This is a genomic window from Porphyrobacter sp. AAP60 (assembly GCF_001296025.1).
GTDB lineage: Bacteria > Pseudomonadota > Alphaproteobacteria > Sphingomonadales > Sphingomonadaceae > Erythrobacter.
The window spans coordinates 1-15,155 of sequence record NZ_LJHV01000007.1 but is presented as its reverse complement, the minus strand read 5'-3'; the positions used below and the strand labels follow the sequence as shown (position 1 = coordinate 15,155).

11 protein-coding genes are annotated in these 15,155 nt (G+C 58.1%); 9 read left to right on the top strand and 2 right to left on the bottom strand.

Annotation, left to right across the window (positions count from 1 at the left end; all coding sequences use genetic code 11):
- Positions 1 to 3: 3 nt before the first annotated feature.
- Genes IP79_RS05875 through IP79_RS05865 form a run of 3 tightly spaced genes read left to right on the top strand, consistent with a single transcriptional unit; the run spans position 4 to position 4,003 of the window.
- Positions 4 to 510, top strand: coding sequence for a hypothetical protein (locus tag IP79_RS05875; RefSeq protein ID WP_054118356.1), 507 nt, complete (start codon positions 4 to 6; stop codon positions 508 to 510).
- 1 nt (position 511) lies between these two features.
- A complete protein-coding gene (locus IP79_RS05870; RefSeq protein ID WP_054118355.1) occupies positions 512 to 3,193 on the top strand; it encodes an ATP-binding domain-containing protein in 2,682 nt (893 codons plus the stop codon).
- A 6-nt stretch (positions 3,194 to 3,199) separates the two neighbouring features.
- Complete coding sequence (locus tag IP79_RS05865) at positions 3,200 to 4,003, top strand: HNH endonuclease (protein ID WP_054118354.1); 804 nt, start codon at positions 3,200 to 3,202, stop codon at positions 4,001 to 4,003.
- A gap of 490 nt (positions 4,004 to 4,493) precedes the next feature.
- Here the strand turns inward: IP79_RS05865 and IP79_RS05860 are convergent, their stop codons facing one another.
- Both IP79_RS05860 and IP79_RS05855 read right to left on the bottom strand, forming a co-directional pair.
- Positions 4,494 to 7,385: a tyrosine-type recombinase/integrase gene (locus IP79_RS05860; RefSeq protein WP_054118353.1), complete on the bottom strand. Its 2,892-nt coding sequence runs from the start codon at positions 7,383 to 7,385 to the stop codon at positions 4,494 to 4,496.
- A 5-nt stretch (positions 7,386 to 7,390) separates the two neighbouring features.
- Entirely contained in the window at positions 7,391 to 8,392 is a 1,002-nt protein-coding gene (locus IP79_RS05855) for a hypothetical protein (protein WP_054118352.1), read from the bottom strand.
- A gap of 853 nt (positions 8,393 to 9,245) precedes the next feature.
- Here IP79_RS05855 and IP79_RS05850 point away from each other — a divergent pair.
- The 6 genes from IP79_RS05850 to IP79_RS05825 all read left to right on the top strand — a co-directional run.
- A complete protein-coding gene (locus IP79_RS05850) occupies positions 9,246 to 10,187 on the top strand; it encodes an exonuclease domain-containing protein (protein ID WP_054118351.1) in 942 nt (313 codons plus the stop codon).
- A 100-nt stretch (positions 10,188 to 10,287) separates the two neighbouring features.
- Entirely contained in the window at positions 10,288 to 11,193 is a 906-nt protein-coding gene (locus tag IP79_RS05845) for a hypothetical protein (RefSeq protein WP_054118350.1), read from the top strand.
- A gap of 214 nt (positions 11,194 to 11,407) precedes the next feature.
- Complete coding sequence (locus tag IP79_RS05840; RefSeq protein ID WP_054118349.1) at positions 11,408 to 12,172, top strand: hypothetical protein; 765 nt, start codon at positions 11,408 to 11,410, stop codon at positions 12,170 to 12,172.
- Between the two features lie 64 nt (positions 12,173 to 12,236).
- Positions 12,237 to 12,959, top strand: a complete 723-nt coding sequence (locus IP79_RS05835) for a hypothetical protein (protein WP_054118348.1) — start codon at positions 12,237 to 12,239, stop codon at positions 12,957 to 12,959.
- Between the two features lie 251 nt (positions 12,960 to 13,210).
- On the top strand, positions 13,211 to 13,873 hold the full coding sequence (locus tag IP79_RS15750) for a hypothetical protein (protein WP_233994100.1): 663 nt from the start codon (positions 13,211 to 13,213) through the stop codon (positions 13,871 to 13,873).
- Positions 13,874 to 14,604: 731 nt separating this feature from the next.
- Positions 14,605 to 15,155 (top strand): hypothetical protein (locus tag IP79_RS05825; protein ID WP_156318137.1); only part of this gene is annotated, 551 nt, incomplete at its 3' end.

The following is a 15,155-nucleotide window of genomic DNA, read 5'->3' as shown; positions in this document are numbered from 1 at the left end:
AACATGGCACAAAGGCTGAAGGTTTCGCTCAAGCCCAAGCCGGCGCTGACGATGCGCAGGGTCGCGCTCGAGCACGAGCGTCTGGTCTACGTCATCTGCGCCGATAAGAAGCTCAAGTATCCGAACGGCTATTCTCAGATTGCCTATATCGGGACGACGAAGAACGGCATTGCCCGCGTCGCAGCCAGTGCTGCTTTCCGATCTTGGGATGTCCTCTGGTCGCGCGGCGTGCATTCGGCCGACGTGCGCATCGTAACGTGCCGACCCCGGCAGGGTTTCAAGTCGTGGATGAAGCTTGAACGTGCGCTCATCTTGGCGTTCCGGGAAAAGTTCGGCGAGCCCCCGATGTGCAACGTGCAGGGACGAGCAATGAAGTTGCAGGACGAGTTTGATCGGTTCTCGTTCGACCGTCTGAGCCGGATCATCGACACATTGTCGGAGACGGGCGCCAAGAGCGAGCGGGAGCCGATCACAGACACAATCACCGGCGGCGATGAGGAAGAGGCTTAACATGGAAGAGCTGAAGGCTGTAGCGCGCGAGGCGCTCGATGCATTCGCCAAGATATCGAATTCGGCCGGTCAGACTCTGCGCGACAAAGGGCTGAGCCTAGAAAGCCTTGCCGTGGTCAATCAGGCGACAGCAGAGACGATCGCGCGGGATATGCAGCTCCGCAATGCGGCGCGGAATAGCGACTGTCAGCGGCTCCGGTATGAACCGACCATCGCCCGCATCGTCGTCATCGATGAGGACGAGAAGCAGGAGACGATCTATATCTCTCCGGTCGGGACCGTCAGCGCGGCCGGTGTTGTATCATGCAGCTATCTCAGCCCTAAAGGGCGGCTGGCTTCGCTCCCAGTCGGCCAAGGCACGGATATCCGGCTGCCGAGCGGTAATCGATGGTTCGACGTCGTCGAGAAAATGACCTTCAAGCCGACTCAGGTCGCTGGTGAGTGGGACTCTTGTCCGGCGGTCGAATTTCGGGAAGGCATGGGCCCACGGACTATTAAGTCACTGCGCGAACTGCTGCGCGACGAAGGCTTTTCCGCCGAAGAAGCTGATGCTTTGGCGGACTGGCTGGCGGACGATGAGGCATCGGAGAACGTCGTCGAAGGGCTGATGCGGGACAGTCTGACCGCGATGCAGCTTCGTGTCGCAGCCTTGCTGGACCAGTTCCAGGACGAGATCCTCCGTAAACCCATCGATAGCCAGATCGCAGTTCTCGGGCCGCCGGGGACGGGGAAGACGACCACCCTGATCAAGCGCCTGCGCAGGACTGTCGACATGCACCACCTCTCCGATGATGAACGTGAGATCGTCGATGGCACAGATGAGGCGGGGCTTGAACACCCGAACAGCTGGACGATGTTCACGCCGACTGAGTTACTTCGGCTCTATGTGATGGACGCTCTGGGGAAGGAAGGTGTCCCAGTCCACGATCAGCGGCTCAAAGTGTGGGACGTCTACCGTCACGAGATCTGCCGGAATGATCTGGCCATCCTGAGCACGGGGACGCGTAGTGGCCTTGTTTACAAGCCCGACTTGCCGGTGTTTCTGCCAGGAACATTGCAGAGTCAGATCGAATGGTTCGATGCGTTCGATGCATTCCAGAGGGACCTTTTCGTAGCGCAACTGCGTGCCGAGGCAGAGCGCCTAGCTGTGGCAGAGGACGCGCGCATTGCAGCCATCGGCCGCCGAGTGATCGGAATGCTTGACCGCGGCGCAGTCAATCCGCTCCAGATCGTCGGCGAAATTGCGGGCGTTGCCGAAGAATTGCGAAAGGCGGCGAGTGAAATGACTGGCGCTGTGCAAGCCGCGCTTGATGCTCCCTTGCAATCCTATGCACGAGCTGATGCTGGCCTTCTTGATGACCTTTCCGCTTTCGTGGCCAAGCTGATGTCTGAGGCCGCCGGGGAAGTCGCCGAAGACCTTGACGATGACGTGGACGATGAAGACGACGAGGATGAAGATGCTCGACGCCCTGTTTCCGGACGCAAACTGACGGTCGACGTATTCCGAAGTGCGATGCGTGCCCGCGCGATCGGACAGGCAACTGGCCGGTCTCCGGGCGCACGCACCCGGAGCGGCAGGGTTCTCCAGTTTCTACGCGATCGGCCGCTCGAATTACCTGATCTGAAGGCCATTGGCGGGCGCCTCCTCGTGCAGCGAGCTGCCCGGCGGATAGCGAAAGCACCGGCAACGTGGCTGTCGGGCGTGTCGCTACGTTACCGACAATTCCGCAGAGCGATGCGTGCAGAAGGGCGATGGTATTCCGACAACGCGATTGGCAGTAGCGACGCCCATCCGGCTGAGGTCGACGCCATTTTGCTCGCGATCGTCGCTCAAGCCCGAGCGATGTCCAAGGATCGGCTACTTCCATCACGGCTCGATGGGCGCAGACCCGTGCTTTTGGACGCGGTAGCGCGACTCCGCCGAAATCAGATCCTCATCGATGAGGCGACGGACTTTTCGCCGCTCCAGTTGGCGGTGATGCGCAACCTCGCGAGCATCGAAACTGACGCAGTCTTCATATCGGGGGACTTCAATCAACGTCTCACGGTCTGGGGCAGCCGAAGCCAAGAAGATCTTCGGTGGGCCGTGCCGGCCATCGATGTTTATCCGATCTCGATCAGCTATCGACAAAGCCGCAAGCTCGCCGAATTCGCTGTAACTCTCGCGAAGCTGCAGGGTGGCGAAGTTGACGAGCAGGGTCCTGTTGGAATGGATAATGAGGGCTTCTCGCCTGCGCTTGGGTTGGGCTTGAGCTCGATCGATGAGCGCGCGCGGTGGCTGGCGTCCCGTATTGCCGAGATCAATAGGCTTAGCTCCGGAACGATGCCGACCATCGCCGTGCTTGTTGAAAATGAGGACGAGATGGACGAGCTCGCGGTCGCGTTGGGCGGTATGGTCGAGCACCTCAACCTGCCGGTGGTTCCATGTCCGCGCGGCCAAGTGAAGGGCCAGGCAACAGAGGTTCGGATCTTCGATGTGAAGCACATTAAGGGCCTCGAGTTCGAAGCTGTCTTCTTCACAAACGTTGATCGTCTCGCCCTCGAGCAGCCAGACCTGTTCGACCGATTTATCTACGTCGGGGCTACGAGAGCTGCAACTTTCCTCGGCCTTACGTCGTCGGACAATCAGCTACCAAACGTGCTTGAGCTACTCCGGCCCGACATGTGCCTCGCGTGGAGTTAGGCTGAGATGTCGCAAGACGCTTGGCTCGATTTCCGAAGCAACATTCCCCATCCCATCTTCCGGGTCGAGCTTGATCAGGCAGCTTATAATCACGGCTTCCGCAAGGCCAATGGCATCGCCGACGGGTGGCTTTGGTTCAAATCCGATGAGGGCGTGCCAGGGGAAGTGGCACTTGCCAGTGGTATCAATCCCGATGGTTCGCCTTGGTTTCTCGCGGTCGAACATGCGGGTGTGGCCGCCAAACTAGGGGCGGAATTGGCGGACGCGGCAGTCAATCCGCCCGCACATTTCAAGGGTGCGTTCGCCTTTGTCACCCAAGCTGAACTTCGCTCTGCACTGTCCCGTGCATTCCATCTGGCCCGCAGCCTGCCGACGTTTCCGCTCGCTCAATACGAGGCTGAGGTAGCTGGTTTAGGCAACACCGAGGTCGAGCGCATCGTTAAAGAGCGGGTGGGACAAGGGTATTTCCGCCGAGCGTTGCTCGATTTTTGGGCAGGTCGTTGCCCCGTAACCGGGATCAGTGACGAGCCGCTCCTACGTGCCAGCCACATCGTGCCATGGGCCCATTGTCACACCGACGAGCAGCGTCTTGACGTGTTCAACGGGCTACTTTTGGCAGCTCACTGGGATGCGGCATTTGATCGTGGTTTGGTGAGCTTCGATGATGACGGGCGGGCATTGTTGAAGCCGGATCTGAGCGCGGCGGCACGTGAATTGCTCGCGCCGGACCACGCTCCGTTAGTCCCGCTTGAGGACTCGCACCGCCGCTCGCTGATGTGGCACCGCAGCCACTTCGGCTTCGAAGCATGAACAGACTGTCGTGGGCCGGCTCGCCAACGTTCACTGCACCGACTTATCGGCCATAGGCATATGGCGACCGTCCTTTCAGCGCAGCAGCGTGAGCAGTCGGCTGGCTCAGTCTATACAGTCACACAGAACGTAGTTTGTGATTGAAGAAGCATTCGGGCCCGGTTCAGCGGGCTGGGACAGCGCGGCATTCACCGCTTCTTCTATGTCATCAAGACACTTTAGGCTGGCCAAAGCCAGCGCCGATATCCGCCGGTTTGAAGCGAGACCATCACCGTCAGCGAGAACGTTGAGGAGATTCCTCAATATCTCAGCGTCATATAGGACTGTGCCCAAGTGTGTGGCTGTGGGAGCCGCTGATCTTTGGCTGGCACTGGCGATTTTCGACTTCGATCTCTTCATTAGAGGTTCTCCAATAGTGGTTTCTCACCTATTTATAGAATGAGAACATTAAAAGAACAAATAGGGAGTGATGGAAATGGTAATCGACTGATTAATTGGAGAGATGAGATTTTGATTGTGGATTGATTTTGCCCGGAGAGGGTGATGCTATGTCGTTTGAGCCGTTAATGATCGATGCCGATGCCTTATGGGCTGCACAAGCGAACAGAATGCCCCAGACATAGCCACGATGCATTCTACCGGCTGTTCCAATACGAATGAGTGTGGTCCGGGCACGAGGTTCGACATTGATCTCAGCGGCCGACAATCCGGCTTTGCGCAGCGCAGTGATCATTTTGGCACAGGCCGTTTGCGGAACCGTGATATAGCCGCGCACACGGTCATAACCTGCCAGAAAACATTGGCTGATCAGATCCATGACCGGAGGATCAAGGTGTCGAAACCCGTGATAAAGTTTCGCAAGGACGGCATGCTCGTCATCCGTCAGCTGACGCACTGACCTTTGGCGGTCGGTGAGGTCGATTTCCATAAACCGAAGACTTGATTTCCCGTTACGACCCCTAGTGGTCATTGCAACAATGTCGTCCAGTTCCCGAGCTAAGCGCTTGCCATAGAGGGTGGTCAGCGTTGGGTGCTGGCGGATGAGATCCCGTTCGTCTTGTGTGGAAGCGCACAGAAATGCGGCCAGCACTTCGCAGCTAGGCTCGCCGTTTCCGGGCAACAGTGGGGCACGGACTTTCGCTCCAAGAGATGGGCTGAAGGCCGCCTCTCCCCTTTCGATAAGTTCGCCTAGCATGATAGCATCTAGAGCATGATCGCTTTGCGCAGGCCGGCCCCGCTTACGCCGGACAGTCTGCCCATGTTCTTTCTGTTTTCTCTTCCGGCTTGAGGCCTGGGCAGCTGCTTCATCGCTAATCCTCAACAACCTTGCCGCGAGCCTCGTCGGGATGGCGCGCATGGTCTCGGAGCGCGAGACATAGTTCCCAGCGAGCCAGTCATGCAGGTGAAAGTATGACACGAGGGTCGAACGCTCGCCCGAATGCCCCAGCAGAGCTCCCGCAGCATGAAGCGCGTTCAGCCCGAGCCTGTCCTTTCCAAGCAGCGTGTCCGCGATCCGACCTCTCCGCTCGTGGGAAACTACTGATCTATCGATAGGAAGAACCAGCTCTTCATCCGGCACATCAAAAGGGAGCGCAAGCGTCGCAATCAAATAGGAGCCGAAGCTATGGCGAAGATCATGGAACACGGCGCCTGTGTTTCCAGTGAACCGCTTGATTTCGTGCTCAACGTCTCGCTTAATCCGACGATAGAAATCGGTATCGGTTATCGGAAATAGCTGCCGATTGCGCGGTCGATGCACTCTGCCCATCAACACCATGACTTCGGTTCGTCGGTGTAGCCACCATGCTTTGACCTCATCGAGTTCAGGCTGCTCCAGCAGACAATGCAATGGCACAACCCGCCGTCCTGCGAGCGTTTTTGTCCTAGCTCCTTCGTTGTCTCTGACATGAAGCTCGGCGCATGACGCGGTGAACACCAGATCATTGATATTCAAGTGAATGGCTTCCAGCCACCTCAGCCCTGCGCGGAACCCCAAGATAACGAGGATGCGTGAAGTCGCCCCTTCCGGCTTTTGTCGGTCGAAGCTGTCCAAAATGAGTGCATACTCCTCCGCCGTAACGACCTGGGCTCGAGGGACGTTAGCTTCCCTCACCGCACGGTCCTCGATCGTCAGTGCGAATGAGCCGAGCGATCGGTTCTGCCAGTCGAGAAAGCACGCCATGTGGTTCCATGTTGTGTCGCTCCCTCCTCTTTCTTCGACACCGTCGGAAAGGGCCTTAGCCAAATCCCTTGGGTTGCAGAGCCACGGGTCGTCGCTACCGAAGCTTGTGCGCAGCATGGAAAGCAAGACAGACGCGCGTTGCCGGATTGTGGACGGAGCAAGGCCTTTCCTGCGTTGTCGGGGGTCAATCGACGGATCAAGGCGAGCCGCAGCCCACGTAAGAACATGACGTTCAACGGGAAGCAGGTCGTTTCTCATCGACGCATTTTGAAGGGCTTGTGCTGCTTTCTTGAATTCCGTCGGACGGCTTGCACGTGATTGAGGTAGCACATCATCCATCAGACGTAGGATAGGGTCATTTGCAGGCCATCGCCGTGTATTCGGAAGATTTTTCTTCGGACGGTTCAATGGCACCGCAGCCTTGCCCATCAACCGCTCCCAGTGCGGCTCTGGCAGGCTTGTGCTTTGGCCGGCGGCTAGAAGGCTCTCGATGAGGAAGCCGGGCATTCTTGTGCGCCACTTGACTTTTGCAGCAGCGAAAAAGCTCTTGGCCAGTGCTTTTCGGCGGTCAGGATGCCATGTTTCGGCGCCAAACGCCTGAGCGATGACTTCCACATGATCAAAGGGCGTTGCACGATCAGCTTCAGCTGTTGAGCCTCTGTCCTTCCGCTTATATCTCGTTCGACTTTCAGGCGCCCCCCACCAGCTCTCAAGGACATGATCGTTCTCAAACTCGGTGTTTTTCTCTAGCACATCCGGTTTGAGCTTGAAGTTTTGTGGACCGGCCGATTGGATTTTGAGCAATATCAGATGCGTTAGTGGATCGGCGACCCAACGACGTTCGTGAGCCTTGCCGTTTTTTTCGGGCAACGAAAAATTTATCCAGATCTGATCGGCAATTCGGATGTGCGTTTCTTTTCCGACACGCTCACGAGGCGTCGATCGAAAGTCTATGACAGGCGCGCAGGCCGCGCGGAAGAATTCTTGCCAGACCCGCTTGTCGAGCAGTGCACCGAACAAGACTGCGCTCGCGAATGCATAGCATTTGGCGTTGAACTCATCATAAGGCTGCTCAAATGCGGAAAGCCGATTGATTAGCACGCGTTCGAAGAGGTCAGCACGCTTGAGCTCGACGATCTGACCAAGGTCGAGCAGATTTTTTTCAGCTCCCCGTAGATGGAGCCGTTCATGCAGTGCCACGGTCGTTATAGTCCTCGCTGGGGCTCAAGGCCGCAACATTGACAGAGTGCGGTGATCGCTCGTTTCAGCTCGGCGCGATAGGCTAGAGGGTCAAGGCCCGCCGTTTTGCTCCATGGTTCAGTCCCCTGGTGCCAGTGACCAAAAAAGGCATGGAGTGTTTCGCTGCTAACGGTTCCAATCAGAGCGGATCTGGCAAAGTGGCGGGCAAAGTTCGGGGGGTAGGGCCAACCCTTTCCGCGGAAGGTTTTGCGCAACAGGGCTCGGTCCAGAACCTGAAGCGATCCGTCATCCGCAATCAGGTAAGGCGAGCCATCATGATCATCGGGCACGAGCTGCGGATGGCGTTCATGCATCGTCCGCATATGAGATTGGTAGAAGCCCAGTTGTTCCAGGCATTCCTCGCTAACCCATATGAGACGGGTTTTAAATTGGCCTTTGGTGGGCTTGTCGTCCAGCATTTGGTAGCCTGTGAGAGGATCAATCCGATCCAACGAAGGCAACAACGCGCGTGTGGGCCGTGCGCATGTCGCGATCAGATAAAACAGGACGGTGTAAAGCGTCATTGCGTTATGCATCGCGACGATCGGCTTTTTGCGGAGCTTGCGACGTATCAAAAGCGGTGCACGAATTTGCGCCAGAAGGTCGGAAACATCGCCAATCCGCGGCGCATATCGGCTTCCGTAGTGTTGCTCGTCATCGAAGTTCAGAAGTGGTTCGACGATGTCGAAGCCGTCCAATGCCTTGCCAAGGATGGTCACCGCCTTTGAAGCAGATACAGACGTGTAGTGGATGACCGTCTTGGCAATGAGCGGGACGTTACCAGTGATGATTGCAGCTATCGCGGTATCGCCATTCTCCATTTCGCTCAGCCGCTGAAACAACCAGCCTTCAGCGAGGCGCAAGGAGCTCCGAATTGCGGCCTTGCGGATTTCCTTATGTGCAGCGTCGTGCGCCTCGTCCGAATTCCAGGGAAACAGCGGCTGGCCTGGTGTCGGCGGAGAGGCCATTTGTTCAAGGAGACGCCGTGTTCGCACCGAACAGGGCAGGGCGATAAGATCGCCCCTTTTTGCGTGTGCTGGTTCTTGGTCCTCGGGGAATTTCTGCTGACTACTTGGTCGGCCGGGCTTTAGCCACCACACCCACTGCGAGCCAATTGCAAGGCAGGGTGTGCTTGGCATACTTTCGGGTTCGCATAGGACTGGAATGCCAGCGAAGGACCCCGCAGATCGCCCTGTTGTAAGAACCGCCGACAAGAGTGCAGCTGACGTGATTTCAGAGTGGGTCGCGCGGACCGCACGGGCATCGAGATGTTGGCGCAGCCCCTCTATCTCCGCTGCGGTAAGGCTGGTGCCGGCATAGGGAAGCATCTGGTTCTGCCGAGCATAGGCTTGCCCCCACCCGCGGAGAATTCGAGCGTTGCTGCGCTCGGCAGAACTGGCCTTGCATTTATCTGATGACGTGATCTCAATTTGAGGCATTTTCAGTCACTTCAAATCCTCTGGGAGAGAGCACAGAAGTGGCGGTTCAGGCTTAACAAAGGCATAAAAAGGACAAGTGATTACCGCGATCCCCCATAAAGCCGGCCAAAACGAGAGTTTTATGAGGTCCTAAACCCTCAAAATTGAGCAGTGTTGACAGCCGTTGGAATTTTTTCTGCCGTTTCGTCCCGTTCGGCGCTGAAAAGCACGAACCGACATCGCCAGCTCATGGTCGCAGCTGGCGAGTTCGACGTCGTATGAAGGCAAAAAGGGAAAAGGAAACCTGCCGTGAAATCGGCAAGGTGGGAGGAAAAGGAAGTGTTGGGCTTAACGGCTTGGCCTTCGCCCTGCCGGTTTCGATAACCGAAACTGGAGTAAATCTATGTTGAATGCACACCACCTCGATCCGGTCAGCGAAGCTTTCGCTGACCGGCTTACTGACAATCCCGATTACAGAGTCCTGCGGACGCTTCCGCAGCCCTATTCTAAAATGATGGGGGAGGGCAGCCCTCCCGAAGGCCAATGCGTGGCCCTGGTCGATCTGGAGACCACCTCTCTTTACCCAGAAACTGGCGCGATCATCGAAGTGGCGATCAAGCTGCTTTGGGTTGCGGAGGATGGGAAGCTTTTGGGGCATTTCCCGATCTACTCTTGGCTGGAAGATCCGGGCTTTCCGCTCGATCCGCAGATTGTCCATTTGACGGGATTGCGGGACGCGGATTTGTCCGGGAAGAAAATCGATGACGAGGCCGTGGCGCGATTATTGGACCGGTCCGACCTGATCGTCGCGCATAATGCAGCGTTTGATGCGGCTTGGATCGAGCAACGTTGGCCGCAGCTAGCGGGGCGTGCCTGGGCGTGTTCCTGCCAGGAGATCGACTGGCTTGGGCTTGGGCTCGATGGACGAGGTCAGCAGTATCTACTCCAACAGCATGGTTGGTTCTCTCGGGCGCACCGGGCCGCAGGCGATGTCTGGTCGCTGTTTTGGCTGCTCCTGCAATCCGGGTCCGAACGTGAAGGGCAAGGCGCTCTTGGTCAGATCAGTGCTGATGATCGCACTGCTCTGGCCACGCCAACCCACTTGCAACGTTTGCTAGCAGCCAGCGGCCGGACCAGCATCAAGATCGAAGCGATTGGTATCCCGTTCAGCAAGAAGGCCTTGCTGGCGCAGCGAGGCTATCGCTGGGATCCCGGTTTGAAGCGCCGGTATTGGTGGCGACAGCTGGACCCCAAAGATGTCGAGGCCGAGCAAGTGTGGTTCAGCCGTCGTGGTTTGCCCGAACCGCGATGCGTGCCGATCGGCGCACATGAGCGCCACCGTTGATCGGCGCACCGCCGGTCATCCCATAACCCAAACATCCAACAACCAATCACCCCATCAGGCCCGCCTAGTGCGGGCTTGATGCGTTTTGAGGAGAATAGAAGTGAACAGTTTCAACGACACCGCCAATGTAACTGGCATGCTTGCCGATCCGGTTTCGACCGCCGACGAAAGCGCATTGGCAGCAGCGCTTGAGCGTGATGCGGCCATGTTTGTCTCCCGGCCCAAAAGCAGTGGGCCTGAGCAGCACCGACCGCTGCGCCTGATCGTTTGCGATTTCGAATATGCGTATGATCGCAGTGCTTATGCCGGGTATACCGTCAGCGAAGGAAAGGGCGGTCGCACTGATCTGCGCTGGCCGTTTCACCGGGTCGCGGCTGCGTCATGGATGGTGCTGCGATTTGACCCGCAGGCCGATTTGCCGGCGATCGAGGAATGCGTTGTCATTGCCAACGATGAAGCTGATGAGCAGGGACTCGTCAGTCGCTTTTTCGATGCGTTGTCTCAATACCCTGATGCGATCTGCACAACCTGGGCCGGGGAGTTCAAGGATCTGGCGGTGCTACGGAAATGTGCGGGCGAACTGGGCTTGCAGCTTCCCCATCAGCTGCGTGACCTCAACCCCTATGCCTATGCGCGGCTTGACCTGTGCCAAGCGGTAACTGGCAAGGCGAAGCCAGTGCATCTGCCCGAATACGCGATGGGCACGCACATCCCGTGCAAGCCTTCACCGAGCAAGGACATCGGCCCGCTGGTCGAGAAGGGTAAGTGGCTAGAGGTGCGTGACCAGTGCCTCGCCGACGTGCTGACGACATGTGTTGTCGCCCTTCGGCATCTGCATGCGCAAGGGGTGATCGCCTGTCATCCGCCTCGCAGCCTTGAGGTTCTGGCGGAGGCAGCGGGGAGGGCGGTGCCCGCCAGCCGGTTCGTCCGCAATAGCTTTGCCCCTTGGTCCCGCGATCAGGTTGCCGCCTCAAAGTTGAAGGGTGTGGTGCACCGGGCTGAGTGAAACGCTGCGGCAATTCTCCATATCCTCGACCTGACCCTACCCAAAATAAGGAGAACCCCATGACCTGATCACCACGCTGACCGCCCGGACGCGTTGCGCATGCCCGTCGCCGTAGCATCAAGCGCCACCCATTCGGCTCCCGCAATCAGGGAGCCAATCCGCCGCAAGTCCATTCCGGACGCTGCGGCTTTTTTGTATCCAAAGGAAACCTACAATGCCCAAATCTACCAAACCGCGTCGCGGCCGTGCCAGCAGCACATGCCGCAGTCTGGTGCCCAGCAATCGCCCATCTACCGCGATCGCGTTGCCCCAACGCCTGACCCTCGGTGACCACGAAATCCACCCCGAGCAGATCCTCAACATCTCGGAACGCCGACCTTATGGGGAGGGGCCGTGGAAAGATGAGCCTGACAGAGTGGCGTGGACAGACGCCGCCACCGGCTACGCCTGCCTGATCCTGCGCCAAAAGGACGGAACACTGGCCGGTTATGTTGCCATCGGATCGTCGCATCCGCTGTGGGGTTATGAGCACGATGCGATCCCGCCCGAGCTTGGCATACGGCCGCACGAGGGGATCGATTATGCGGCGCTGTGTAATCAAAACGGCCCGCCTGCGCTCCAGATCTGTCACGTGCGCCATGTTACGCGGGTGCAGCAAAGCGCGCCTATGGCATCGGACAGCGATGCGGCAGGTTCTCCCGACGCCTGGTGGTTCGGCTTTACCTGCGACAAGGACGGCGACCTTCTGCCCAAAGGAAACTTTCGCAACGACAAGAACCGGGAGGTCGGCCCGCGCGTATACCGCGACATCGGCTATGTCGCAGATCAGGTCGTGCACCTTGCTGATAAGCTCTGGGCACTCGACGATCAGGCGCCTGGCATCGATGGCGAGGGCGCTCCCGACCGAGGCGTGCCGCTTACCCTTCATTCCAAATCCAAAGCGCTGCTTCCTCGCAAGGGAGGTAGCCATGAAGCATAACTGGAGACCTGATCCGCGCGGCTATGCTTCCCACCGCCACCCTGATCTTCCATGGGGCCATTGGATGCGAGTGGACCCAGACGTCGATGGGCTGATCGATGAAGAGGGCGGCGTATGGCCAAGCTTGCGACACTACTTCTGGGTGCATCGCCTCGGCATGCCAGGAAGCGGAATAGGTTCGGTCGATCGGGGCTGCGATGTGCTGCTCAGCGTCCTGCATGCCGAGATGAACCGCACGGTTGGGTATGAGGAGTGGGTTTTAGACCTGTTCGGTGAAAGCTGGGAGGGGGGGCGCCACTACAAATCGTGGCTCTATGGCCAAGGCCTCCTCGATAACTCTCACGTTACCATAGAAGGCGAGGCTGCAGTGCGAATGCTGGCCGCCACGCGTCCGGTCGACGCCCCCGATATTGCTCCGATCGACTTCGCCGCGAGCTGGAACGGGCTTGATCGCGGTATAACCCGCGAACGGCGCGAGCAGGTGATGGAAATGCGGGAGGCCATGGGCAGGGCGCTGCGTTACCGCTTTGTCCGAGAGCCGGTTGCGGGAAAGCCCGGCTTGAAGCTGATCGGGTTCGAGATGGGCAACAACATCCCGCTCACACGGGTGCTGTGGACAATCGCGTTTCCAGACGATTACGCGCGTGATCGCCTGTTCGCCTGGCTCGCGGATCGTCTCGATCGCTGGCAATTCTGGGGCGAAATGGCGGCCGTCGAAGGCTCACGGGCCTTCAGCGAACATCTTCTGCGCCTGCGGTTTGCTGACGAGCCGATAGACCTAGCGTAATGGGCGGGGGTGCTGTTCGTTGATCAGCATCCCCACCATTCCCCTTCATCGCCGCCATTAACAGAACCGAAGTAGGCAGGTGAAGTTTCCAACCCAACCCGTCCGGCCCCGTTAGAGGTCTGCGTCGCATCAGCCTGCCGCAATCGCGGTCGCACTTTCTTTAGAATCAATGCCTAAACCGGCAGCACGGCGGTTGGCAATGGTAAGGAAAACCGGCCGGCCTTCCAAGCAAGCAAGATGGAGTTTCAGGCGTGTTCAAGATCAGCGAACAATGGAAGGACTTCGAACGTCCTGCAAGGCGCGGCGCAAAGGGCTGGAACAAGGACTTTGACGATGGCGTCTCAATCTTCTTGCGCCTCAATGATTGGGCGCGCTGCTGTCTCACTTCCGATCTCATCCAAGCATGGCAGTTCGAGCTTCCACTGAACCGGGCGATGGCCAGCGGCGCACTGCGACAAGCTTGGGAAAGCGAACCATATTTGGGTGGGATGCGGTGCGGGTCCTTCGTGAGCAAGGTCGCGCACGACGATGACATCGATATCTATTGGAACATTGATGAGTTCGCCGAAGCCTGGGGACCGACCCTGATGACCTCCGAAGAGGAAAAGAAGTTCGAGGCAATGGAATTCCCCCTTACTGTATATCGGGGAGGGACCGGCAGCATCGACGAGGTTGCGCAGGGTGTCAGCTGGACGTTGGACCTCGAGATTGCCAAATTTTATGCGTTGGACTGGCCTAAACGATGGGGCATCGAGCGGGAGCCGATGATTGTCTCCATGCAGGTAGAGTGGGACGACGTCTTTGCCTTTCTCAATGGACGCAAGGAATCGGAACTGCTCGTGCCATTCGCCTCGTTTTTTCGCGACGCGATGACCGAGGTGACGGATCGTGTGGATGTCAGATTGGCTGGATAGCGGCAGCGCGCCTGCAGCGACTCCCTCGATCCCGACTGTCTTGATGAGGAGAAGATCCCTACAACGCATCGCATGCGATCCGCGGGTTCGGACATCGTCGATTTTCCGACGCCTCTCGGCATCCGAAACTTTAAACGGCGACTGTTTGGCAGCTTTCCGGCTGACATTACAGGACTGCTGCCGTGCGACGTTCAAATACGGCCTTTTCTTTGCAGCTTCGCATAGGTTCTTCCGCCACTTCCAGCGGGCTGATTAGCAACTGTATCGATGGGGCAACAAGAAGCATATTGCCACCTTTCAACCCCGCACGCATCGACGGCAGTTGTCGACACAGACCCGGCCAATGACGACCGCCGAGTTGAACGGCCAGTTCTGCCAAAAGCCGCCACGCTGCTGTTGAGATCGCCGATCGGCACCGCTTACGACCGAAGCTGGGTGGTAAGGTGAAGGGCGGGGCTGGCACGATGATGCCAGCCTAGCCGTCAGCAATCTCGATTTTTGGGGACGTGCGCGCGCGCATTGCAGTGTCGTCTACCATAGCGAAATGCCCTGAAAGTCGCATGCGGGCGATGTGAGCATGGGAAATCGGCAGAGTGAAGCATCATTGCGCTGAGATACCTCGCTGGCATTGCCACCCGCTCTGACTTCCTTAAATTGAGGCGGCATGGCACGGAAACGGTCGCTTTCATGTCACCTTCAGAACCTCGCCGCAATTCAACGTCAGGCACGTCATGACACTGTTCACAATTCCGAGCTCCGCCTTCACGATCGCATTCCTTGTTTTTGCTGCACCGTCATGGGCTGCAGGCGACCCGCCCCTTGCTGCGGGCGAGAGGGTTCTGGGTGCCGACGGAGAGCCGGTCGGCACGATCGACGAAGTGCAGGGAGAGGCGGTATTGCTGAACACGGGCACCGCGGTCGCATTGATTACAGCGAGATCACTTTTGCGTTCGGGCGATACTTTGGAAATCAGCGCCACGAAGGAAGAGCTGGTCGAGATGGTCGAAGAGCAGCAGCGCAAGGAGGCTGCCCGACGTGACGAATATATTGCGGCGGGTCGGCTTGTTCGCAGCGTGGACAGTCAGCCTATCGGTAGGATTGTGGCGATTGAGGATCAGGTCAATTCGGTCGTCATCCTTCGCAACGAGGGGGTCATCGCTCTGCGTCGAGATCATTTTGCGGTCGTCGACGATAAGCTCGTGGCGCTGTTCACGCGCCGGCAAATCGATGAAAATACCAAGCCTGTGCCCGAAGCCTTGCGGCAGAGGCTCCCCCCCCCCCC

What these genes read in the sequence shown, in the direction of transcription:
- IP79_RS05875 (WP_054118356.1), top strand. Translation starts at nt 4, where the DNA reads ATGGCACAAAGGCTGAAGGTTTCGCTCAAGCCCAAGCCGGCGCTGACG.
- IP79_RS05870 (WP_054118355.1), top strand. Translation starts at nt 512, where the DNA reads ATGGAAGAGCTGAAGGCTGTAGCGCGCGAGGCGCTCGATGCATTCGCC.
- IP79_RS05865 (WP_054118354.1), top strand. Translation starts at nt 3,200, where the DNA reads ATGTCGCAAGACGCTTGGCTCGATTTCCGAAGCAACATTCCCCATCCC.
- IP79_RS05855 (WP_054118352.1), bottom strand. Translation starts at nt 8,392, where the DNA reads ATGGCCTCTCCGCCGACACCAGGCCAGCCGCTGTTTCCCTGGAATTCG.
- IP79_RS05850 (WP_054118351.1), top strand. Translation starts at nt 9,246, where the DNA reads ATGTTGAATGCACACCACCTCGATCCGGTCAGCGAAGCTTTCGCTGAC.
- IP79_RS05840 (WP_054118349.1), top strand. Translation starts at nt 11,408, where the DNA reads ATGCCCAAATCTACCAAACCGCGTCGCGGCCGTGCCAGCAGCACATGC.
- IP79_RS05835 (WP_054118348.1), top strand. Translation starts at nt 12,237, where the DNA reads ATGCGAGTGGACCCAGACGTCGATGGGCTGATCGATGAAGAGGGCGGC.